This window comes from Microcoleus sp. K5-D4 (assembly GCF_036704575.1).
Taxonomy (GTDB): domain Bacteria; phylum Cyanobacteriota; class Cyanobacteriia; order Cyanobacteriales; family Microcoleaceae; genus Microcoleus.
On record NZ_JAUBSD010000098.1, the window covers coordinates 5,507 to 28,264 of the forward strand.

At 46.1% G+C, this 22,758-nt stretch carries 19 protein-coding genes and 1 pseudogene; 13 read left to right on the forward strand and 7 right to left on the reverse strand.

The window, feature by feature from the left end:
• The 3 genes from QUA77_RS24205 to QUA77_RS24215 form a co-directional block, all read right to left on the reverse strand.
• Positions 1-803: leucine-rich repeat domain-containing protein (locus QUA77_RS24205; protein WP_333453005.1), on the reverse strand; the 803-nt coding region annotated here is incomplete at its 3' end.
• A gap of 58 nt (positions 804-861) precedes the next feature.
• The gene (locus QUA77_RS24210; protein WP_333453006.1) at positions 862-2,340 is read right to left on the reverse strand and encodes a DUF6745 domain-containing protein; all 1,479 of its coding nucleotides are present in this window, start codon (positions 2,338-2,340) and stop codon (positions 862-864) included.
• Positions 2,341-2,509: 169 nt separating this feature from the next.
• Positions 2,510-5,380, reverse strand: a complete 2,871-nt coding sequence (locus tag QUA77_RS24215) for a diguanylate cyclase (RefSeq protein ID WP_333453008.1) — start codon at positions 5,378-5,380, stop codon at positions 2,510-2,512.
• A gap of 516 nt (positions 5,381-5,896) precedes the next feature.
• Here QUA77_RS24215 and QUA77_RS24220 point away from each other — a divergent pair.
• The 7 genes and pseudogenes from QUA77_RS24220 to QUA77_RS24250 all read left to right on the forward strand — a co-directional run bounded on the left by QUA77_RS24220 (position 5,897) and on the right by QUA77_RS24250 (position 12,425).
• Complete coding sequence (locus QUA77_RS24220) at positions 5,897-6,580, forward strand: class I SAM-dependent methyltransferase (protein ID WP_333038779.1); 684 nt, start codon at positions 5,897-5,899, stop codon at positions 6,578-6,580.
• 322 nt (positions 6,581-6,902) lie between these two features.
• Entirely contained in the window at positions 6,903-7,448 is a 546-nt protein-coding gene (locus QUA77_RS24225; RefSeq protein WP_333038781.1) for an RNA 2'-phosphotransferase, read from the forward strand.
• A 71-nt stretch (positions 7,449-7,519) separates the two neighbouring features.
• Positions 7,520-8,728, forward strand: a complete 1,209-nt coding sequence (locus QUA77_RS24230; protein WP_333038783.1) for an AAA family ATPase — start codon at positions 7,520-7,522, stop codon at positions 8,726-8,728.
• A gap of 589 nt (positions 8,729-9,317) precedes the next feature.
• Complete coding sequence (locus QUA77_RS24235) at positions 9,318-11,528, forward strand: PAS domain S-box protein (protein WP_333453011.1); 2,211 nt, start codon at positions 9,318-9,320, stop codon at positions 11,526-11,528.
• Positions 11,529-11,554: 26 nt separating this feature from the next.
• Positions 11,555-11,848 (forward strand): TIGR03792 family protein, encoded by a 294-nt coding sequence (locus QUA77_RS24240; RefSeq protein ID WP_333453012.1) that lies wholly within the window; start codon positions 11,555-11,557, stop codon positions 11,846-11,848.
• 38 nt (positions 11,849-11,886) lie between these two features.
• Positions 11,887-12,147: pseudogene (locus QUA77_RS24245) on the forward strand (IS1 family transposase); the annotation flags it as partial.
• Positions 12,148-12,233: 86 nt separating this feature from the next.
• Entirely contained in the window at positions 12,234-12,425 is a 192-nt protein-coding gene (locus QUA77_RS24250) for a hypothetical protein (protein ID WP_333453014.1), read from the forward strand.
• Positions 12,426-12,537: 112 nt separating this feature from the next.
• Here the strand turns inward: QUA77_RS24250 and QUA77_RS24255 are convergent, their stop codons facing one another.
• Positions 12,538-12,672: a hypothetical protein gene (locus tag QUA77_RS24255; RefSeq protein ID WP_333062699.1), complete on the reverse strand. Its 135-nt coding sequence runs from the start codon at positions 12,670-12,672 to the stop codon at positions 12,538-12,540.
• A gap of 177 nt (positions 12,673-12,849) precedes the next feature.
• Positions 12,850-12,978 (reverse strand): hypothetical protein, encoded by a 129-nt coding sequence (locus QUA77_RS24260; protein WP_333039767.1) that lies wholly within the window; start codon positions 12,976-12,978, stop codon positions 12,850-12,852.
• A 144-nt stretch (positions 12,979-13,122) separates the two neighbouring features.
• Here QUA77_RS24260 and QUA77_RS24265 point away from each other — a divergent pair, with 144 nt between their 5' ends.
• From QUA77_RS24265 to gmk, 4 genes are all read left to right on the forward strand, one after another.
• A complete protein-coding gene (locus tag QUA77_RS24265; RefSeq protein ID WP_333039765.1) occupies positions 13,123-13,959 on the forward strand; it encodes a hypothetical protein in 837 nt (278 codons plus the stop codon).
• Positions 13,960-14,123: 164 nt separating this feature from the next.
• Positions 14,124-16,226, forward strand: coding sequence for a M3 family metallopeptidase (locus QUA77_RS24270; RefSeq protein ID WP_333453017.1), 2,103 nt, complete (start codon positions 14,124-14,126; stop codon positions 16,224-16,226).
• A 1,090-nt stretch (positions 16,227-17,316) separates the two neighbouring features.
• Positions 17,317-17,583, forward strand: coding sequence for an extracellular matrix/biofilm regulator RemA (gene remA / locus QUA77_RS24275; RefSeq protein WP_006632566.1), 267 nt, complete (start codon positions 17,317-17,319; stop codon positions 17,581-17,583).
• A gap of 78 nt (positions 17,584-17,661) precedes the next feature.
• A complete protein-coding gene (gene gmk, locus QUA77_RS24280; protein ID WP_333039760.1) occupies positions 17,662-18,231 on the forward strand; it encodes a guanylate kinase in 570 nt (189 codons plus the stop codon).
• Here the strand turns inward: gmk and QUA77_RS24285 are convergent.
• Positions 18,228-18,962: a hypothetical protein gene (locus QUA77_RS24285; RefSeq protein ID WP_333453019.1), complete on the reverse strand. Its 735-nt coding sequence runs from the start codon at positions 18,960-18,962 to the stop codon at positions 18,228-18,230. The two genes, gmk and QUA77_RS24285, sit on opposite strands and share 4 nt — an antisense overlap.
• A gap of 236 nt (positions 18,963-19,198) precedes the next feature.
• Between QUA77_RS24285 and xseA the strand changes: the two genes are divergently transcribed.
• Positions 19,199-20,368 carry an exodeoxyribonuclease VII large subunit gene (xseA, locus tag QUA77_RS24290; protein WP_333453021.1) on the forward strand — a complete coding sequence of 390 codons (1,170 nt, stop codon included), beginning with the start codon at positions 19,199-19,201 and terminating at the stop codon, positions 20,366-20,368.
• Complete coding sequence (xseB, locus tag QUA77_RS24295; RefSeq protein ID WP_333046043.1) at positions 20,365-20,592, forward strand: exodeoxyribonuclease VII small subunit; 228 nt, start codon at positions 20,365-20,367, stop codon at positions 20,590-20,592. Before xseA ends, xseB begins: the two co-directional genes overlap by 4 nt.
• A 212-nt stretch (positions 20,593-20,804) precedes the next feature.
• Here xseB and QUA77_RS24300 read toward each other — a convergent pair whose 3' ends face one another.
• Positions 20,805-22,646 (reverse strand): CHAT domain-containing protein, encoded by a 1,842-nt coding sequence (locus QUA77_RS24300; protein WP_333453023.1) that lies wholly within the window; start codon positions 22,644-22,646, stop codon positions 20,805-20,807.
• Positions 22,647-22,758: the final 112 nt, after the last annotated feature.

Here is a 22,758-nt window from a genome sequence, read left to right on the forward strand (position 1 = left end):
AGGGGTGTGATGTCTGATATTTGATTGTTGTTCAGACGCAAATCACTTAAATTAGTCAGAGATTGCAGGGGTGTGATGTCTGATATTTGATTGTTGTACAGCCACAGCTCTGTCAAATTAGTCAGAGATTGCAGGGGTGTGATGTCTGATATTTGATTGTTGTACATCCACAGCTCTGTCAAATTAGTCAGAGATTGCAGGGGTGTGATGTCTGATATTTGATTGTTGTACATCCACAGTCTAGTCAAATTAGTTAGAGATTGCAGGGGCGTGATGTCTGATATTTGATTGTAGCTCAGATACAGCCACTTCAAATTAGTCAGAGATTGCAGGGGCGTGATGTCTGATATGTTATTGCAGTCCAGACCCAGACAAGTCAAATTAGTCAGAGATTGCAGGGGTGTGATATCTGATATTTGATTGTTTTCCAGAGGCAGCTCTGTCAAATTAGTCAGAGATTGCAGGGGTGTGATGTCTGATATTTGATTGTTGTGCAGCCACAGATAAGTCAAACCCGCGCACGATCGCAGGGGTGTGATGTCTGATATTTGATTGTTGTGCAGCCACAGATAAGTCAAATTAGTCAGAGATTGCAGGGGTGTGATATCTGATATTTGACTGTCGGATAGTCCCAGCTCATTCCTACTTGACAGTATCTGGTTCGCTTGATTAATCTCAGAAGTGCCAGATTTCTTTAACAGCAGCTCAACTGTATGTCTTGCTCCGTCTGAAAGGCTGTCTTTGTGCAAGCACCAATCGGCAAAGCTGCTGAATTCTTCGGGATTTGGCTGTTGTTCTGACATAAAATTGTGGGAAATTAGGAGAATATGACACGAGTTGTTGAAAAGGGTTGGGAGAGTTTCAAGTTTGCGCCGAAAACTCCTCTGAGTCGATGTCCCAATTTACCCAGCGAATCGCTTCCCTTGCAGATTGGATCTCAGGCGGAACCCGCAAAGCGTGAATGAATCCGGTGCTCGGACAAGTCATTTTTAATAAGTAAATTGGCTCTTTTTTCTGGGGAGCGAAGCCGTCAATATAAGCATCAATCCTTAGCAGGGTATATTCTTGCCAGAAATCTAATTCTGTGGCTTGCAATTCTTGGCAAATTCTCCCGTAACCAATTCCCTGAATTAAGACTCGCCTGAGTTCAGCATTTTCTTCTTCTAAAAGCCATTGTGCTTGCCACTGATTGGGGTTAATTTGTCGGTATTTTTCGGGCAAGGTTACGCCGTGGTAAGAGTAGAGTTTGTAACCGTCGCTAAATTCGATCGCCGCTTCTCCTTCTGCGTGCAATCGATATTCGCTGTCGAGGGAGAGTTTCGTCGGGCGATCGCACATAATCCAGACATTCTCAAACACAAAAATCCAGGCGCATTCTACTAGAAGCTGTTTGAGGCATTCAAAAGCTTTTTGTGCCTCTGGTTTGAGCACCATGCCCAAGCCAGCAACACAGAATTCAGCAAGAGCGAGAGCATCAAGCGCAAATGCCGGACTAACTATTGACCTTGAGAATTTCCGATTGTTGGAAAAGTCTGAGTTCAATTTTTGGCTTAGGTGTTCCTCCCATCTCATAAACCTACCAAATTCCCACTCTAAGTATTTCAAATCAAGGGGCTGCTCCGGATCTTTAAGCTCAAAGGGGCACGCCCATTGGATATGTTTGTTAAGTCGCAGGATAAAATCAGTGTCCTTCGACTCTTTCTGCATTTGTAATTGCGCTAATGCCCCGAAGGGACTACCGCAAAAATTTATTTCAGGGGCTTCTAAACCCAGCGCTTCGCAGGCAGCTTTAACGGCTGCTGAGGCTTTGGGACGATTTATGGGTGCAGTAGCGTTGGAGAGAGTTTCCCACTTTTGACGACTGGTTTTCATGAGAGCCTTCAGTTCGGGTGTAAAGCTTACTCTCACTTTCATCAAACCCGGGCATGATTGCAGGGGTGTCAGGTCTGATATTAGATTGTTTTCTAGATTCAGATGAGTCAAACCCGCGCACGATTGCAGTGGTGTGATGTCTGATATTAGATTGTTTTCCAGCCACAGATAAGTCAAACCAGTGAGAAATTGCAGGGGTGTGATGTCTGATATTTGATTGTAGCCCAGAGACAGATAAGTCAAACCAGTGAGAAATTGCAGGGGTGTGATGTCTGATATTTGATTTCTGTCGAGATTCAGATAACTCTTACTTGACAGTATCCGGTTCGCTTCATTAATGTCAGAAGTGCCAGCTTTCTTTAACAGCACCTCAACTGTGGATCTTGCTTCTTTTGAAAGACTGTCTTTGTGCAAGCACCAATCGGAAAAGCTGCTGAATTCTGCGGGATTTTGCTGGGGTTCTGACATGGCAATATTATCCTTAATTTGTTGGAAAAATGAGAATTTTTTGTCAAACTAGGATCGTATCCTTTCTGCTTGCATGGGAATAATATTTTTCGGAGTGCCGATCGCGAATGCTCATCGCCACTGCCGATCGCGAGCGAGACTACAATCAATTTCTCTGGACTAATGACTATTATCCTTGAAATGCGGCAACCGAAACTCGATCGCGCCCTGCTTCTTTCGCTCGATAAAGCGACTCGTCGGCGATCGCAATTAGCTCCCCCGGCTGCGACTTCGTTTCCGGAATGCAGCAAGCTACACCCAAACTCAGCGTCACATATTCGCTGACAGCAGACTTAGCGTGAGCTATGTGCAAACCCCGCACCTGTTGTGCGATCATTTCAGCTACGCAAGTCGCACCTTCAATATCCGTATTCGGCAAAACTACTACAAATTCTTCTCCACCGTAACGCGCGACTAAATCTGCCGCTCGCTTTACCGAATGCTGGATCACCGCCGCCACTTGCCGCAAACATTCATCCCCCGCTTGGTGACCATAAGTGTCGTTGTAAAGTTTGAAATAATCAATGTCGCACATAATTAAAGACAGCGGTGCTTCTTCCCTCGCCAAACGCCGCCATTCCGTATCAAGGTATTCATTAAAAGAGTGGCGGTTTCTTACCTCAGTCAAACTGTCGTAATTTGCCAAATAATGCAAGGCTCGATTCACTGTTTCTAACTGCTGTTTCTGCTGCAGCAACTGACGGTTGAGTTCCGCCAACTGCTGTTCGGCTGAGTGCGAGCGCAACAAATTTCTCACCCTCGCGAGCAATTCCCTATCGTCAAAAGGCTTTGAAATATAATCGTCAGCACCCGCATCCAAACTTTCGATCCGAGATTCCATCCCCGATCGGGCTGTCAAAAAGATTACCGGAGTAGATTTCAATTCTGGCGTGTTCCGAATCTCCTTGAGCAAATCCAGGCCGTTTTGTCTGGGCATAACTTGGTCGCTAACAATCAAATTTGGCTGCAAACTTTTGGCTTTTTCTAAACCTTCAACCCCGTCACTCGCGACGGCGACTCGATAGTACGGACTTAATAAAGTTTGGAGGTAAGCCAGCAGAAAATTGTTGTCTTCTACTACCAGCAACAGCGGTAATTCTCGGCTGTCACTTGTTAATTCTTCCAGATGATTTTTGTCGTCAAAACTGTTAGGTTTCGGCAGCGCAGCCTGGGGTGTAGTCCCCCGGACATTTCCCGAACCCCACTCTCCAGAGCCGAACCCCGTCAGTCCAGCCAATTGGGCGATCGCGCTCACCAACTGATTCGCTTCCACCGGCTTCGACAAATGCCTCTGAAACCCCGCCTCCAGCGCTTCGGCCGAATCTTCTTCCTCAATACCTCCAGTCAGCGCCACGGCCGGCAGCAGTTCCCTGTGCTCGGACATTTCCATTGCTCTGATGCGGCGGATCAAATCGCAGCCGTCGGCTCCCGATACCGTCATATCGCTCACCAACACGTCGGGTCGCGACTGTTGCAACTCGGCCATCGCTTCGCAGGCGCTACCCACCGCTATTACCTTGGCTCCAAATGCTTCGAGGCCAGTTTTGAGAAATTGCCGGATTTCGGCGCTGCTTTCCACCACCAGGACTTCCTTTCCCGCTAGGGGTTTGGAAACCGATCCGGGTTTGCTTTCCTTTTGGGCGATCGCACTGCTGCGATCGTCGGGTGCATTTTTATTGGCGCTCGGTAGCAGTACCCCAAAGGTCGCCCCCTGACCGAGGCCGGGACTCGAAGCCCAAACACTTCCCCCGTGCAGTTCCACCAACTGTCGCACAATTGAGAGCCCGAGCCCAAGCCGATTTTGTTCCTTGTTCTGGAAGCTGTCTGCAGGGCGGAAGTAGTCAAAGATGTGCGGCAAAAATTTGGGGTCGATGCCGCAACCGCTGTCGGTGACCCTAATCAACACGCCCGACTCAGTAGGCTTGATCCGCACTTGAACTGGGTATGGTGTCGATTCTGGGGTGAATTTGATGGCGTTGGCTAGGAGGTTCCAGACTACTTGCTGCAACCGTTCTGCATCTGCCAAAACGTAGCTGACGGCGGGGTCGAAATGTTTTTCTAGGCGGAGGTTTTTAGCATCGGCGGCGGGACGGAGGGTGTCGATCGCAGATTCTATGATAGACGGGAGGTGAACTGGGCCGATGTTGAGGCACACTTTCCCCCGCAGCAACCGCGAGAGGTCGAGGAGATTGTCTATTTGACGGTTTTGTAATTTGGCGTTGCGCTCGATGATTTCCAAAGCGCGGTTAGTGGTGGCTTCGTTTAAATTGCGCGATCGAGCTAACTGCGCCCATCCCAAAATCGCACTCAGGGGCGATCGCAGTTCGTGGGAAGCGATCGCCAGAAATTCGTCTTTTGCCCGGTTGGCTTCGGCTTGGGCTGCTTCAACGGCTTTGCGATCGGTGATGTCGAATCCGATCGCCAAATACTGACACGGTTTTCCCTTACAGTCCAACAGTGGAACTACTGTTGCGTACACCCAATAATCAGTTCCATTCTTGGCTTTATTCTTAATGTCTCCTTGCCAAACTTCACCTTTGGCAACAGTTGACAGCAGATTTTTGATTAATTCCGAAGATTTATATTCCGAATGGAGGATGCCGAAGTGGGAGCCGATTAGTTCGGCCTGGGAATAGTTGGAGATGGAGCAAACTCGTTCGCTGGCATAGTTGATAATTCCTCGCGCGTCAGTCCTCAGCGCCAGTGCCGATCGGTCGAGCGCTGTTTTAAAATCTAAACATTCTTGTAGCGACCAATCTAGTTCTTTTGTCGTAGAAAATTGACCGAGCCGATCGGGCGCGTTGTGTTGCTGGCGATCGGGCTTATCCTTACTCCGTTGTTGGATTTCCATTGCTTCTATTTTCCCCTGACGGCTGACACCTAATCTACTCGCATCCTGATTCATTATCACAATTTTCTTTCCCGCACTGGCGGGTGTAATATTTTGTATCTCTTCATCTTCCTGAAAAATTGGCAGGTACCACATCCACTCGGGAGTCAACTCAATTTTTGTTTATAGTTGCCTAAAGTTTGTCAATCTGAGGACTGATTTTTTCATATCTAGCCGATCATCGGCTGCTGGCTGATTCCTTTTTATCTTTTATCTTTTCTCTTTTACTAGGGGGAATTACTGAGAAATTTATGGTGTCGATCACACACCGACAGTTGCATTCTTGTTTGAAACTGGTATCATAACCGTCAACTTTTTTCTCACAAATACTCCTACTATCTGGCACAAAGTCTCGTCTTCAGCAGGCTTTCGGGTCTGTGACAATCTGCCTCATCTGCACTGAAGGAGATATATGTGCAGGGCTAGACAGTTCCCAAATCACGGGCCTGTTAAGGCGCACAAAGTCCGTGTCTGGCGATCGTCCGTAACTTCTTTTAAATTATTTTCTTCAATATCTTGACAGCTCTGTATATTTTTTGTATTATCAAATGTAATATGGTTTCCGAGAAGATAACCGGCAAACTGCCTTGACGCACTCAACTATTAACAATTTGAGGAAAATCGTCTGTGAATTTAGACGCTGTACGCGAGCAATTTGAACAAAGAGCCTTTGATTATGACGGCTTAATTCCCCGCCTCATTCCGCGCTATGGCGAGCAACACGATGTAATATTGCAGTTAATCCCTTCTGAAACTAAGGGTAACATAAAAGTTCTGGATTTAGGCGCGGGAACTGGCATACTGTCGGCTGTGATTCTGTCAGCATTTCCTCAAGCAAAAGTCCTAGCCTTTGACATGGCCCAAAATATGCTGAAAACTTGCCAAACTAACTTGTCCGCTTTCCGAGAACGGCTGACCTTGCAGCAAGGAAACTTTGCCGAAGATGATTTCGGCAGCGGTTACGATTTGGTAGTTTCAGGCTTGGCAATCCACCACCTCGACAGCCCAGGCAAACAACAGCTATTTCACAAACTTTTCCACTCGATGAATCCCGGGGGAATCTTGCTAATTCGAGATATTGTGACAGGTGCTACTCCCCGGCTGACTGAGCAATACGAACAGTTGTGGCGGCAGTACATGAAAGCTAACGGAGAGGACGATGCAGCCTGGTTTCAAAAATATCAAGAAGAAGATATTCCCTCCTCTGTGGAAGAGCAGACAAAGTGGCTTGCAGAAGCTGGTTTTGCCGACGTAGGATGTCACTGGCGCTATCTCAACTTTGCTATTTTTGGCGGAGTTATCCCAAGGTAGAAGGCATTAGACAGAATGCCGAGTTTTTGCTAATTATAAAAATATAAAGCTCGTGAAAAATCGCCGCTCAAACACTTTTTGATTCCCGGAGGTAGAACCTAATTTTGTAGGTGCTGAAGGGCGAGCTTTCCCGCTATAATTCGCGCGTAAGACCATTTTCTACGTCCAGGAATCATTTTCCGAAAACCTGTAAGAGCGGGTTCACTCAAGAGTCCTCTGGCAGTGCAAACATATTCAATAAACCCGCTCCCACCCGACGATATAACCCGCAACTGACATTTGCTAAAAGGTGATTTAAAATCTGAATAAATAAAGTAAAAGTATGAACGATTCTCGATTAGTAAAAATCAGCCGATATCTCAGCAAACACCTGCGTCACGCCCCCGGGTGCATCGGCATTGAACTCGCTCCCGGTGGCTGGATTCCTGTTAGCGAACTCCTCGATGCGTGCCAAAAAAATAACTTTCCAGTTCAGCTTGCAGAACTCAAAAAAGTAGTCGCGCAAAACGACAAACAGCGCTTTTCTTTTGACTCCACAGGCACTCTAATTCGTGCCAACCAAGGACACACAGTAGAGGTTGACTTGCAGTTAGAACCCGCTGTTCCCCCGGATATTTTATATCACGGAACAGGTAGCACTGCCGTCGAGTCTATTCTCAGTCAAGGAATTAGGAAAATGTCGCGGCATCATGTTCATTTGTCCGTAAATATCCAGACGGCGCGCCAAGTAGGTGCAAGACATGGCATCCCGGCAGTCTTTACTGTAGATGCCGCAGCTATGCAACGCGATGGTCATACATTTTACTGCTCGGAAAACAAAGTTTGGTTAGTAGATTTTGTGCCGCCCGCTTATCTAAAAATAAGTTGATAAATTTCAGTTTTTTTGTAGAATGTGTAGCACAAAAACTGTAAAATAAGAGTAAGTAGGAGTTTTGCAAAATGAGTGCGGAAGATATGGGCGATCGCGAAAACAATTTTCATCAAAACAATTCTCAAAATAGAGGTCTGCTAGGCTCGGGTTGGCGACCTTTTTATCGTCAATTTGATTGGGAACACCTGGTACATTTAGCGTCTAGCGACCCCCAAGAACTAGCTCAAAAAACTTTAGGTGCAGCTAGCGATATTGCCGACGCAATGGGACGACACCAATATACTTGGTGGGCCAATATTTTAAATGTATTTTCGGAAAATACTCGCTACGAAATTGATGAATTTTGGGATTACATTACTCCGCAGCCTGTTTACCCGGATTACCGCTACAAAGACGTTTTAGTTACCGAAACGCCTGTGGTGCAATTGGTCAGCCGCGCTAGCATTCCCATCGACTACGTTCTCAACAAACTCCAAGAAATTACTGTTTTCAAAGTTCTGGCTTTGCTAGGGAAACCCGATACAATTACCCAGTCTTTTATGGAGCGACATTTTTCTTATCCCCCGGAGCGATTTGTTAGCTGGGAACGCTTGGAAGTTTTGGGTACTGTTTATGCTTCTTGGGATCGATTCGGCTGCTGGCTACAAATTGACAGCTACGACAGGGGAAGACGCTGCTACACTCTAATTAGCCAAGATATTGCGCCACTCGTTAGCAAGGCAACTTATAATTTAGCGGTGATTCTGGGCGGGTACAAAAGCCGCGTCGGACAGGTTCACAGCCAGTTCCCAATTCGCACGTTTTCTGCGGAGGTTCAAAGTTTTACGGATACTGTTCAGCAGGCAATTTTGGATCAAAATCAGTTGGCTGTTTTGGTTAGTGGCGAACCGGGTACGGGCAAAACTGCTTGGACGCAAGCGGTAGCAAAGGAAATTTTAGTGCCGCTGGGTTATGTAATTTTTATCTTAGATCACGATGCTGTGGAAAATTTTGTGCCACCGAGTTATTTAGAGCGGATTTGTATTATTATCAATGAGGCTGATAATTTGGCTCAAGATCGATCGACTGCAGAAGCCCAACGCACTAACAAAACTGAACACATTTTGAGTTTGCTGGATGGAACTTTGTATCAAAGCGTCATCGACGAACACGGCATTCAATTTCAGCAAAAACTCGTAGTTTTGATGACTTGCAACACCACTGAAAGATTAGATCCTGCAATGTTACGGAAAGGAAGAGTGGATTTTACCAGTGAATTTACGCACAAATTTGTTTGAGCGCTCTCTTGCATTCTCAAGCTATCTGGCGATCGCACTGGCTACACGATGATCTCATACCATGTTCGATGTGGGATTTTCAATGAAAGAATTGGGAATGACTGAAGAAGCTCATGATTTGGATCGCGGGCATACAGTTGCATTCTTTTGGGGACTTGTATAAAATACCGAACAATCACCAGGAAATCTTCTGAATATCAAAGTGTGGGGGAAACTTTCTTGGGTACCTCTAGACCATTGCGGTCAATTATCGCCTAAAACCCTTTTTATCTCTCGTTTTTTGCCTAGTCTCGCTGCCCTCTTGCGCCCCGGAATAGTCGGGGGAGACAAGAGATCACTCCAGTCCCCTCCGACTATTATTCGGGGGGCGCCAGCGCGATCTATGCCTAATCGTCAAACAGCAACCGGGCACTAGCTTTGGTCTTAAATTGACACTAATGCCTATAGACATATCCCCATCAAAAATGATATCAATGATGGGTGATACCCTCTAAGGGTATCGTCCGAGAGAGCAAATCAGGGAAAAACAGCATTTTTGGTCTCAAACAGAATTTTTCAAACTTGACAGCTATGGAGGAAATCCCAAACCGTGCAAACTAAGCCAGTTCAGCAAAAAAGTCAGGGACTGGGAAGGTACGTTGACGGGACTTTCCCGATCGCCCAACAACCCGCAGAGGCAACCGTGTCCGAGAGTAAAGACAGATTTCGGCGGTTTGTGGAGCGCTCCGCCGAAGCCGTGGCAATGGTAGATTGTGAAATGCGCTATCTGTCGGTTTCTCGTCGCTGGGAAACAGATTGCGGGTTGGGCGACGGCGAGGCGATCGGCCGATCTCATTGGGAACTGTTCCCGAATCTCCCGGAATATTGGGAGCAAAATGCCCAGGCTTGTTTGACGGGAGTTTTGGAATACAGCGAGTTTGTGGCAGGGCGATCGCTCGCATCTGTATCAGGAAAAACCGCAAGTGGCTCTGTCAGCGAGTCGGTAAGATGGGTATTTCAGCCTTGGAAAAATAGCGAAGGTGCGATCGGCGGTTTGATTTTGTTGGCATCTAAGATAGGTGAGGCTCCCGCTCAAACCAATTGCTCTAATAAATTTCAGTCCGAGGTCAAAAGCAAGCAGTTAGGAACAATACCACAACTAACTCAAATTGCCCTCGAAAATGCTGCTGATACAATCTTTTTTAGTACCTCCGACGGTCAAATTTGCTACGCGAACAAAGCCGCTTGCCATCTTTTCGGCTACTCGGAATCGGAACTGCTAAACATGAGGGTTAGCGACATCGATTCGCATTTGCCAGCATCGGATTGGCGAGAACACTGGGCTCAACTCAAGCAGCAAACCAACCTCACTTTTGAAACCAGTTACAAAACCAAAGACGGCGCCAGTTTTTCCGTCGAAGTTAAAGTCAATTATTTAGAATACGGCGGCTGCGAATACCGCTGCGCGATCGCCCGCGATATTTCTGCTCGCCTCGCAGCAGAATCAGCGCTCGTAGAGGCTAAAGAGCAACTTCAAGCCGTTTTGGACGCGGTGCCGGGATTAGTTTCTTGGGTAAGTTCCGATTTGCGCTATTTGGGAGTAAATCGACATTTAGCTAGCGCTTACAAAATGCCCGCAGAACTATTTTTCGGTCAAAAAGTAGGTTTTTTAGAGACAAGTCCCAAATTTAACGATTTAGTATACGAGTTCTTTGCCAACCATAAAAAGAAAACATCTCAAGAAGTAACAGCGAGCATTAGAGGAGAAAATAAAACTTATCTAATAGTGGCTCAAAAATACCATAACAATACGGCGGCGGTATTTGTGGGGTTGGATATTACAGAAAGCAAACAGTCACTTTTAGCTTTGCAAGAATCAGAAGAACGCCTGCGACAACAAGCGGCTAAATTAGAGCAGACGCTGTTAATTTTGCAGCAAACTCAAACTCAACTGATTCAAACAGAAAAGATGTCATCTCTGGGGCAGTTGGTAGCAGGAATAGCGCACGAAATTAATAATCCAGTTAGTTTTATCTCCGGCAATGTCAGCCATGCCACTGGCTACATTCAAGAACTGCTGCGAGCGATCGACCTTTACCAAAAGAATTATCCCCATCCCGTGCCGGAAATTCAAGATTTGATGGAGGAATTAGACTTAGACTTCATCAAAAGAGACTTGCCAAAACTGCTAAATTCAATGAAAGTGGGTTCCGAAAGGATTCGCGATGTCGTGCGATCGCTCCGCTTGTTCTCGCGTACCGACGAAGCCCAAATGAAGCCTGCTGATATCCACGAAGGTTTGGACAGCACTTTGCTGATCTTGCAAAATCGCCTGCAAGCTAAAGGGGGACGACCGGGGATTTCTCTAGTTAAAGAGTACGGAAATTTGCCGCGAGTTCACTGCTATGCGGGACACTTAAACCAAGTGTTCATGCACTTGTTGACAAATGCGATCGACGCTTTGGAAGAAGGGGGGAGAAATCCCGAAAAGTATGGTAAAATTCAAAATCAGTCTTACTTGTCTTCAGGCAGGTCGAGAGCTGAAGTATTCAATCCAGAAATTCGGATTCGGACTTCTGTGGTAGGGGAAAACGAAGTTGCGATCGCCATTAGTGACAACGGCCCTGGGATGACTGAAGAAGTCCTAGACTGCATCTTTGACCCTTTGTTTACCACTAAATGTCCAGACACGAGCACTGGTTTGGGTCTAGCAATATCCCAACATTTAGTAGTAGAAAAGCACGGCGGTAAGTTGCACTGTGTTTCGCGTCCGGGAGAGGGAACGGAGTTGATCATTAAGATTGCGATCGGCAAGGATTAATTAGCTATTTACAAATAGGAAATAAGATGGTAATTGAGTGGCTAAAATTTAAAGTACCTCAAGAAAAGTGGGAGCAGTTTATTCAGCGAGATCGGGAAGTTTGGACGGCGGGACTAAAAAGTTGGGACGGTTTTTTAGGCAAAGAAATTTGGGTAGATCCGGTGGAAAATGAGGTGGTGATGTTGATTCGCTGGGAAACTAGGGAGAAGTGGAAGTCTGTGCCACAAAGCACAATCGAGGAGTTGGATGCCAAAATGGGCGATTTGCAAATTGCGATCGCCGAAAGTCGCGAATATCAAGTCCGCAAGTTTTTGCATTAGTCCTCAGTCATCAGTCATTAGCCATTAGTCACCATTTAGGAACTCAAGGATTGTGGGATTCTCTACCGACAGTTCCAGAGTCAAGGTGCTTGTTTATTCACCGACTTTTGGAGTGCTTATCAGAGAGTTTTTCCAAAAAAGAGACACCAATCAGTAGTCAAGGAAAGTGGCTAAACTTCCTATATAGAAAGATTTAACAATACGATGAGACAAAGAATATCTCGTTGAGTCAGAAAAACTTTTTCCTTTTCTAAAAGCTCTCCAATCATATTGGAGCAATCGGGTATTTTATTCATTAGTATAACGCCTGTTTATCTAGAGAGTGAAAGCCTTATTTTTTCATGACTATCCAGGACTACCCACTTCCGAACTAGAAAAACAAGTCATGTCATTGTTGGCCACAGAAAACCAGCCAGTCAACTTCGCCAAATTGGTACAAAACGGACAAATATCATCATCAGATTTGCTAAACGCATTGCAATCTATATCGCAGCGCGGCTTGCTCGAAAAACAGGAAAGTCTTTACACTTTGCCACCTGTACAGAAGCCATATATCAAAGGGTTATCACCAAATTAGTCCGGGACGCATAAATACCAAAAAAACCGTGTTTTTTACCGATTCGGCTGGCTGCGACGCAGTATTTTTGTAAAAAAACTAGGTTTATGAACCCCATGCGTAAGTCCTAATTTTAAGAAAATTTTGCATAGAGAGCGGAAATAAAATTCACGCTTAAAAAGCCTACTGCGAGTACGAGAATGATAAAGATGGCGATACTGAAAATAGACTTTAGCCGATCGCCAATTCCGGGTTTTTCTGAGTTCATTGGTCAATTTTGGCAGTAAATTTTAGAGGGTCAATTGAGAAAGAGTAGATTATACCAATGCGCGAACAAAAAGGCAACTCCCGACAACCTCCAAACGACGATCATCCTCAGTAGGTCGCCTTTTGTTAACTTTTAATCTAAAATCTAAAATCTCAAATAGTCTTAGGCATTTTTCGGTTAGCCTGGACAGCTATTGTTGATCGCCCGAACCCGATCGCGCCCGCGTCCTGTAAAATAGAGGGCGCGTTGGGGCGAACCTTTTAACAGCCGGAATTGGGCGCGATCGCCGTCAGATCCCAAATACATAATAATATGGCAGTCATCCTTAACTTACTCACAAAGGTAAAAATAGAAGAGTGCCAAGAAATAATCTAAAACATATAACTGAAAAAAGGATATAAATCGATGCTCCACCCAATCTCGCAACCTTACCAACAACGAGCAAATACTATGACCCAAAGAGCCGTGCGGAAGCCAAAACCCTCTGTTGCAAACCACTTGAGACCAAGTTTTCCTCAAAGGCACTGGCTGGAGCTGGCAGAGTACGCCTCTCTGGCGGCCTCTGGTGTGGGTTCCCTCGCGGTGGCTGTGTCGGGTCAAGCTTTTTACGGGGTGGCTCCCCTAACCTTGGCTTTGTCGCTGAATGTTGCTAACCGGTATCGGTTCGAGCAGCAAGTGCGGGTGCATCAACATTCGGAAATGGCCCAAGTCCAAAAGTCTGTCAATAAAGTCGAAAAAACGGCGGTGACGGTAATTGTTAAATTACGCAGGCAGTTGTCTGCAGATATTGCAGCGCTGCGCCAGCAAATGGCGGCAATGCCTAGGGCTGAGGGCTTTGAGGATTCTCTCGACATTCAGCGGCAGTTGCTGAGTTTAGGAGAGTCGGTAGCTTCTTTGCAAGAAATCGTGGCGTCTGCTGTGCTCGATGTCCGCCAGCAGGTGAGCGAACAACTGCAAGATTTATCGGTTGGCCAACGGGCGAATCTCCAAGCTGTGGAACAGGCTATAGAGCAACTGCAAAGCGCGACGCAAGGCTTGACAGAAACTTCTATCACCAGAGACGACTGGGAAGTAGTAAATACTCGATTTTTGGAAATCCAGAAAGTCATGGCCAATTTGCAAAGCCAACTGCAAGCTCCCGCGCACCAATCGACTGCTGATTTGTCGATCGTCCAAGCTCAAATCCACCGTTTAGAACACGAGCAGCAAGAAGTTGTCAAACCTCACCTCAAGCGCTTAATCTCGGTTGTCAAGGAGTTGCAGCACACACCAGAGAATCGGCAGTAGTCATTAGTCAGCAGTCATTAGTCATCAGTCAGAAGGAAGATTTTTCGACTCTGAGATTCTGCGACTCACGCCCGATAGAGTCCTACTTTTTCGACAACTGTGTTAAAAGATTAAAAGCTAATCTGTCTAGTTCACCTGTTTTCAACCTGTTACAAGAAAAATCAATGACTGCAACCGTAACTATTGCTGATAACCCGTTACTAATCGGTCAAGGATTGCCTCCATTTGACGCGATCAAACCAGAACACGTAGTCCCCGCTGTTACCCAACTACTGACCGAACTAGAAGCCTCGCTAGCTGACTTAGAATCCTCTGTAGAACCGACTTGGAGCGGCTTAGTAGAACCATTGCAGCGACTCGGAGAGCGTTTAAATTGGAGCTGGAGCATTGTCGGACATTTGATGGGTGTGAAAAATAGCCCGGAACTGCGATCGGCTCACGAAACAGTACAGCCGGAAGTAGTAAAATTTTGGAGCAAGCTCAGTCAAAGCAAACCGCTTTATGAAGCTTTTAAAGCGCTGCGGGCAAGCGAAAATTGGGACAGCTTAGAGTCAGCTCAAAAGCGAATTGTCGAAGCCGCTCTCCGAGACGCCCAACTCTCCGGCGTCGGTTTAGAAGGCGAGCAAAAAGATCGTTTTAATGCCATTCAATTAGAATTGGCCGAAATTACTACCCAATTTTCCAATCACGTCCTAGACGCTACCAAAGCATTCAGCATCACCCTCACAAACAAAGACGAAATTGACGGTTTGCCGCCGAGTTTGTTGAGTTTAGCAGCTCAAGCCGCTCGCAGCGCCGGCGAAGAAAATGCGGATGCCGAAAACGGCCCTTGGCGGATTACTTTAGACTTTCCCAGTTACGGCCCTTTCATGCAGCACAGCACCCGCCGCCAATTGCGCGAAAAGTTGTACAAAGCTTTTATCGGCAGAGCAAGTAGCGGAGAATTGAATAACTGGCCGTTGACCGATCGCATTTTAGCTTTGCGCCAGGAAAAAGCTGCTTTGCTCGGGTTTAGCAGTTATGCCGAATTGAGCTTGGCGAGCAAAATGGCTCCCGACGTGACAGCAGTGGAAGCTTTGTTAGAAGAATTGCGCCAGGCTAGTTATGATGCTGCTGTCAAAGATTTAGAAGAATTGAAAGCTTTTGCTGCCGAAAAAGGCGCGGCGGAAGCTGGAGATTTGAAGCACTGGGATATTGGTTTTTGGTCGGAACGGCGCCGGGAAGAAAAGTTTGCTTTTAGTGCCGAAGAATTGCGCCCTTATTTTGCTTTGCCACAGGTATTAGAGGGGTTATTTGGATTAGTAAACCGGCTGTTCGGCGTGACAGTAACTGCGGCGGACGGTCAAACTCCTGTGTGGCACAAAGATGTGCGCTATTTCCAAATAGATGACGAAGCAGGAAATACGATCGCCAATTTCTATTTAGACCCCTACAGCCGCCCCGAGGAAAAGCGCGGCGGTGCTTGGATGGACGAGTGCGTAGTGCGCGCTAAATTTGTGGAAGCCGGAAAGACAACAACACGGTTGCCGGTGGCTTATTTGGTGTGCAACCAAAGTCCTCCGGTTGACGGGAAACCGAGTTTAATGACTTTCTTGGAAGTCGAAACTTTGTTTCACGAATTCGGTCACGGTTTGCAGCATATGCTGACAACGGTAGACTATCCGGGGGCTTCGGGCATCAATAATGTTGAGTGGGATGCCGTGGAATTGCCCAGTCAATTTATGGAAAATTGGTGTTATGATCGCGCGACTTTGTTCGGGATGGCAAAGCATTACGAAACCGGAGAAACTTTGCCGGAACACTACTACCAAAAACTGCTAGCAGCGCGCCACTACATGAGCGGCACCGTCATGCTCAGGCAAGTACATTTTAGCAGCGTTGACATCGAATTGCACCACCGCTATCGATCGGGCGGCAGCGAAACTGTGGCAGATGTCCGCAACCGTATCGCTAAAACTACGACTGTTTTACCTCCTCTGGAAGAAGACGCATTTTTGTGCGCTTTCGGACACATTTTTGCGGGCGGCTATGCGGCGGGGTATTACAGTTATAAATGGGCGGAAGTGCTCAGCGCTGATGCTTTTGCGGCGTTTGAGGAAGCGGGTTTGGAAGATGAAAGTGCGATCGCCTCTACAGGTAAGCGCTTCCGAGATACAGTGTTAGGATTGGGCGGCAGTTTGCACCCGATGGAAGTGTTTAAAACTTTCCGGGGACGCGAACCGAGCACTAAAGCTTTGTTGAGACACAGCGGTTTAGTAGCGGCTTAATCTGGCATAATCTACTGTGGAATAACTGGGGATTAATGCGGGTGAATTTATCTGCATTAATCCCTGTTTTTTGTTAAACAAGATGTAAGGATTCAGGTCTAAAAACTTGCGGCTCCAACGCTTGTCTGGCAAGGGTTTTAGGGCAAAATAAGGGTTTTTGTCTTTCGTGGTTAATTGTCAATAAACGAGGAGAAGTGACAGTTTTTCGTGGTTTATTGAGAATAGAGATTGATTTAGTATCAAGCTCCATATCTAAAGTCTTTGCCCAGCAAGGAGTTCAGTGACCTGAATCCTTACAACAAGATTTAGGCAGATCCTGTATGTCTAGGGTGCGGTGTGCATGAAGTCTTACCGCTATCGAGCAGATTCCAGGTTTATGAAGCACACAACAGATCATTCGTTCCCAGTAGGGACAAGGCGAAAGCCTTTGTCACTACACTTCATCAACCGGGAACAAACTATAATTCATGCGTAAAACAACTTTTTTCGTAAGTTCCATTGTTAGAAAATTGATAATTGGACACACAGTTTTTTTATTAATTTTAATCAAACTAAAATTTTCACTACCAACCCATTTTATTGTAGAACCTCATGCAATAAACATCTGTAGTTTGGCACATCATCGCCAATCTTTGGGTAAAAATTGGGCAGAAAGTGCGCTCGCCAGCAGCTTTTAGTTGAGGTTGGAAAGCTCCTCAAAGCAGCATCAGTCTCAATACTGTTAGTATAGACTTCGATTTGGGAATATTTACTGTTATTGAGCACTGATTATACTTGAATTACATCTGGCGGAAATTAAATTTATATTTCGCAACATTTACGGGTTGTTTTCTTTATACAGCTAATGCTTTTATTTGCAAATAAAAATCGACGCTTTTACCGAATCTTTAAGATAGAGTGGCAACAGCGAGTCTTTTTTAAATTTTTGATAAAGCACGGGGTACTAGGCGTCAAAAGGGTGAAAATTTTAGGTAGAAACTAAAAAACTTAGTTGGGATTAATTTGAGGATTATCAGAAAAAATCTTTGTATATTATATGATCAAAAGTAAGGATTGATAGTCAATCGTTCACCTACAGATTAAGAATTTCATGGATATTCAATTAATTAATATCGGTTTTGGTAACATTGTGTCTGCTAATCGAGTGATTGCCATTGTCAGTCCCGAGTCAGCGCCAATTAAGCGGATTATTACTGATGCGCGGGAGCGGGGACAACTGGTAGACGCAACTTACGGGCGCCGCACGAGAGCGGTAATTATTACAGATTCGAGTCACGTCATCCTCTCGGCGATTCAGCCGGAAACGGTTGCTAATCGTTTTGTGATTAGCAAAGACGGTCAAGGTCGGGATGATTGAGGTTGGTCAGTTGCAATTTGAGCGCTTACGGTCTAAAGTAAGCGGAAACTTAAATTGTTACACGTTTCTATTCTAAAAATGAAATCTGGTAAATTAATTGTTCTGACGGGGCCTAGCGGTGTGGGGAAAGGCACCTTAGTACGATCGCTCCTCAATCGCCATCCCGAATTGTATCTTTCGGTATCCGTGACAACTCGATCGCCCCGTGAGGGAGAAATTGAGGGACAGCACTACTATTTTGTCAGCCGCAGCCGCTTTGAACAAATGGTTGAGGCTGGAGAGTTGGCGGAATGGGCCCAGTTTGCCGGTAATTTTTACGGTACTCCTTATTTTGGTCTCAAGCAAGGAATTGGTGAGGGAAAATGGGTAATCCTCGAAATAGAGTTGGAAGGGGCTAGGCAAATTAGGAATAAGTTTGCAGAGGCGCTGCGAATTTTTATTTTACCTCCTTCTTGGGAAGAATTGGAGCGGCGGCTGCGGAGTCGGGGTCAAGATTCCGAAACTGCGATCGCCCGTCGGTTGGTGCGGGCTAAAGAGGAAATTGAAGCTGCTGGGGAATTCGATTTCCAAGTTGTTAATGATGATTTGGAAGTTGCTTTGAAAAAGCTAGAATCAATACTTAATTTGGTTGAGCTTTCAGGTAACTAATGACTAATTACCCATTTCTCCGTCCTGGCTAAAACTTCGCTACTTTGTTTGATAGCAACACAAACTTTTAAATTCAATTCCAGAATATTCGATGAAGGCGAAATTTTTCTCAACGGTTCAATTTCGCGAGCAGAACAGCCCAACATTTCCATATAAGCTAGCGTCCAGCCAATAGCTGCAATGTCCCCTACATTGCCTTCTCCGGCGCAGAGGTAACATCCCAATTCGCCCTCCGACCCACACTCAGGACAAACCCAGTTGCCCAGTTGTGAATGCGGCAGAGTTGTGCGGGAGGTGGATGCAATTGTTAATGCTTTAATATGATTTTGAACTACTTGTTTAAAACCTCGGTTTTGGTTGCTGCGGTGGTCGGAATGTGTGTGCGATCGCCCGATTTCTTCTGCTGGCTGTTGTGGCGAAGCAACAGAGGCTGTTTGGTTCTCCCTGGTTACTCTAGATTCGCCTAGGTTCGCTGTTAGCTGAATACCATAGTCTTTAGACTCCGCAGTCTGAGAGTGATTGAGTGCGCTGGAGGAATCGGGTTCGGAAGTTGTGAAGGATTGTTCTATGCGATCGGCAAAATCTTGCATTGAGAGGTGATGTTCGATCGCCAAAGACCAAGTTCTTTTATGCCGGAGGTCGCCATATTTTCTGGCTTCTTCCTCAGTAATGCCGATCGCCGCCGCCTCTTGGCGCAGCACATTCATCGAAGTCATTGTATCTGATATCATTAGTTTGTTTGCAGTTAAAATTACGATTGCCCGCTCAGCCTACAAATAAATTACCTTAGATATACTACAATAGTCCGGACTATTTTGAGATCCTACTCGGAAACCCTTGATTTTCCGTTAGCAAGTGGATTCTGCACTCGCCCTGAAACCCTTATTTTACGCTTGGCAATCACACACTGTCCGAAGCATTGATAGTAGCCTAAATCTCAAATCTCAAATCTAAAATCTAAAATTGGATGACTTCAATTCTTCCCGATACAGCTTTATCTGTTGCTGGACTAACATCATACCTGCAAGAGTTGTTGGAGGGCGATCGCAACCTGCAATCAGTTTGGCTGACAGGCGAGGTGTCGAACGTTTCGCACCACCCCAGCGGCTGCTTTTTCACTCTGTGCGACACTGACAAAAGCGCTGCGATTCGCTGCGTGGTGTGGAATTCTCAGCGGCAAAAATTGGTGCAAATCCCGGAAAAAGGGGAACAGTTGCTGGTTTTGGGAAGCATCCGGGTTTACAAAAATCGCGGCGAGTACCAGTTGACAGTTGTGCAATCGCTACCGGCTGGGGAAGGATTGCAGGCTTTGCGGTTGCAGCAATTGCGATCGCGCTTGGATGCTGAGGGTTTCTTCGATCCCGCCCGAAAGCGCCCCATTCCCGCACACCCGCAAATTGTGGCCGTGGTGACATCCGATACTGGCGCTGCTTGGGGAGACATTCAGCGCACTCTAGCCCAAAGATATCCCGGTTTGCGGGTGTTGCTGTCGCCGACAGGAGTGCAGGGAGAATTGGCTGCTGCTGCCATTGCTAGGGCGATCGCCCGTGTAGAATTGGACGGTAGGGCGGATGTGATCATTTTAGGGCGGGGCGGCGGTTCTGCGGAAGATTTGGCTTGTTTTAATGATGAGAGAGTTGTCAGGGCGATCGCGAATTGTGCGATTCCAATTATTACAGGTATCGGGCATGAAAGAGACGAATCTCTCGCCGATTTAGTAGCAGATAAACGAGCCCATACTCCGACTGCTGCGGCCGCTCAAGCGGTACCAATTTTAGCAGATCTTTACTTTGAACACAAGCAGCGAATGGTCAATTTAGCCCACGCTGTGCGGGCAAGATTTCAGACAGAAGAAGAACATTTGCAACTGTTACAAAACCGATTAAAACGTTTGCCTGCGACATCCCGAACTTTGCGGCAAGCAACTGGTAAACTGGAAGTATTGCAAGAAAAGTTATCCGCACTGAATCCGGCAGCGGTATTGCAAAGGGGTTATGCGGCGGTAATCCAAAGTGACGGTACGATCGTCCGCACAACTGACGGTTTGGAATTGGGAGAGGAATTGACTGTGAGGTTGAGTCGGGGAGTGCTGAAAGTTAAGATTGTAGAAGTATTGGATGCAGAAGAAAAGTTATGATTGATTCGCAGTTGCGCCAGTCTGACTGGAATTATGAGGAAACGGTCGATCGAATTGAAGCGATTATCGATCGGGTGGAATCGGGAGAGTTGCCTCTAGAGGAGGTTTTCGAGCAGTTTGGGGTGGCTGTCGAGTGTTGGCAGGAGTGCGAAAGGTTTTTGGCGCGGGGGAAGGAACAGATGGATTTGTCGATCGAGCTTTTGGCTGCGGAACCGGATTTTTAACCGGAGATAAACTCGGATTAATGTGGATGAAATAGCGCGTTTTGCCGAAAGTCCGACAGGGAATTAATTCCCTGTCTCATAGCGAAAGTCCTCTGAAGAGGACTGTTAAATTCATGAGTCCTCTTTAGAGGACTTTCGCTATGAGGTGGGGGTTTCAACCCCCGCCAGAATGTGTGTCAGACGTGTTTGTTGACACGATGAAACACCACAAATCAATGCAAACCCTGACAAATAAACCCCGACCAATAAATCAAATCATCAAAAGGATTTAACATAGTGTAAAGAATTTTTACTAAACTTTCATATCCTTTCTTCCGTTCCTGAATCTGATTCTCCTGCTTCACTATTTTTTTCAACTTCTTATCCAACTCCTTAAACTCATCCGTCCCCCTCTTGTAGGGTTTCTGCCGCAATTTTAACTCCTCCTTTTCCTTTTTAACCGCAGCCAATTCCCCCTCTAACTTCTCAATAATTGTTTGAAGCAGCGGATCGATTTGCGATTGATAAAGCCCCTGCAACTCCGCCCCCGAAATCTTCCGCAACCGCACCTGCGCCCGCCGCAAAGCCTCTGGACGGCTCAAACCTTCTCGACGATACTGATAGTAAAAAATCGAAAACAGCGAAGTAGCAAAATCATCCACAGCCCACAAAGTGCTGACCACACTGCGCGCCCCCGCACACAAAAAACCCGTACCCAAACTAAGCAGATTATCGGTAATTTCCGTCACTCCTAAATTAGTTTCGCAGCAAGACATAAACACATCCGATAACTGCGGCAAGCGCCAACCAGGAGTCATCAATTCCCCTAACGTGATACTTCCATCTCCTAAAAACAAGCGCGATTCTAAAGGATTGTCCAAACGCGAGACAGCGTGGTGGCTGGAGTGCAGTACATTCACTTTTTGGATCAGGTTTCGATAGGCGGCAACTTTAGCTTGTTGACTTCCTATTAAGCGTTCTTCGGCGGAAATGCTAACAATTTGGGCAATTTGTTCGCACTCGAAAGGAGTGAAGTACAAGTCATCCGTGGCATTTTCCACAATACCGTATTTGGGCGATTCAATGGTGGGACGTTGACTGCAATACTCCAAAATTCGACAACTGGGAACATAACGTAGCAGGAATTTATCTCCGAGGAAAGGGTTTCCATCAATCGGCAAAGCCGCCAGCGGAATCTGATGCAAAAACAGATGCGGAATCACAATCAATTCCTCAATTCCATCCAAACAATTACCAATCAACTCATCAACTTTCAACCGCTGCGACAACTGAGACAAAAACTCACCCATCCCCTGTTGCCAAATTTTCCGATCCAGCAAATAAGGCGACAACCAACTCTCAAAAATCCACTTCTGAAAATTTCCCCAACCCTCTCCCTGACAAGTGTGAATCTGCGGCGCTTTATCCTTGTAAATCACAAAAACATGAGTGTCATCAGTCGTGGTATAAAAACAGAGAATCGCCGTCTGCGAATTGTCAATCAATTGCTGCATCGCCGCAAACTGCATCGGATCGACTTGAACTTGTCCCGCTAAAACTGGATCTAAACTGCGAATATTTTCCCAGATTTCCTGTTTCTCCCTTTCCAATTCTTGAATCTTCTCCGTGTAAGCAGAAGTATCCGCCCGACTGCGCGACTGACTCCCCACACTGGCTAATTCTTTATTGCCTTCAGAAGGTTTGCGGAGTTGTTCAACTTCTGCGTCAATTTCCCGCTGCTTCGCCTCAAATTCCTGCAAATACTTTTGCACTGCGGGTGGAATTTCGCTGCTAGCATACAAATCATTGCTGTGCATTAAATCGACTAACCGCTGAGCACGGGTTCGGTCACAATATTCTATGGCTTTTTCCAGTTGGTTGCTGTTGACGCAAGCTTGAATTGCCTTTTCGTAAACATCGATCGATTCTGCTAAAATCTGCTGGCGGATATCGTCGGAAGTTGCCCAACTTCTGCTTTTTTCTACTGCTTGAATTGCTTTCTCGAATCCTTCCCGGGCGATATCCCAAAAACCAGCAGTGAAAGCGGTATTGCCGAGGTTTCTACCTGATTGCAAGCAGTCTAAAGGGAAAGCCGTAGGAGTGTGAATTTCTAATAGACCTCTTGCGAAAGTGCGAGCGCTCTAGTAAAATAAAAGAAAAAATTAGCTGAATAATATGAATTACGAA

What these genes read in the sequence shown, in the direction of transcription:
- xseA (WP_333453021.1), top strand. Translation starts at nt 19,199, where the DNA reads ATGACTTCAATTCTTCCCGATACAGCTTTATCTGTTGCTGGACTAACA.
- QUA77_RS24230 (WP_333038783.1), top strand. Translation starts at nt 7,520, where the DNA reads ATGAGTGCGGAAGATATGGGCGATCGCGAAAACAATTTTCATCAAAAC.
- QUA77_RS24265 (WP_333039765.1), top strand. Translation starts at nt 13,123, where the DNA reads ATGACCCAAAGAGCCGTGCGGAAGCCAAAACCCTCTGTTGCAAACCAC.
- QUA77_RS24260 (WP_333039767.1), bottom strand. Translation starts at nt 12,978, where the DNA reads ATGTATTTGGGATCTGACGGCGATCGCGCCCAATTCCGGCTGTTAAAA.
- xseB (WP_333046043.1), top strand. Translation starts at nt 20,365, where the DNA reads ATGATTGATTCGCAGTTGCGCCAGTCTGACTGGAATTATGAGGAAACG.
- QUA77_RS24285 (WP_333453019.1), bottom strand. Translation starts at nt 18,962, where the DNA reads ATGATATCAGATACAATGACTTCGATGAATGTGCTGCGCCAAGAGGCG.
- QUA77_RS24250 (WP_333453014.1), top strand. Translation starts at nt 12,234, where the DNA reads ATGTCATTGTTGGCCACAGAAAACCAGCCAGTCAACTTCGCCAAATTG.
- remA (WP_006632566.1), top strand. Translation starts at nt 17,317, where the DNA reads ATGGATATTCAATTAATTAATATCGGTTTTGGTAACATTGTGTCTGCT.
- QUA77_RS24270 (WP_333453017.1), top strand. Translation starts at nt 14,124, where the DNA reads ATGACTGCAACCGTAACTATTGCTGATAACCCGTTACTAATCGGTCAA.
- gmk (WP_333039760.1), top strand. Translation starts at nt 17,662, where the DNA reads ATGAAATCTGGTAAATTAATTGTTCTGACGGGGCCTAGCGGTGTGGGG.
- QUA77_RS24240 (WP_333453012.1), top strand. Translation starts at nt 11,555, where the DNA reads ATGGTAATTGAGTGGCTAAAATTTAAAGTACCTCAAGAAAAGTGGGAG.
- QUA77_RS24210 (WP_333453006.1), bottom strand. Translation starts at nt 2,340, where the DNA reads ATGTCAGAACCCCAGCAAAATCCCGCAGAATTCAGCAGCTTTTCCGAT.
- QUA77_RS24255 (WP_333062699.1), bottom strand. Translation starts at nt 12,672, where the DNA reads ATGAACTCAGAAAAACCCGGAATTGGCGATCGGCTAAAGTCTATTTTC.
- QUA77_RS24225 (WP_333038781.1), top strand. Translation starts at nt 6,903, where the DNA reads ATGAACGATTCTCGATTAGTAAAAATCAGCCGATATCTCAGCAAACAC.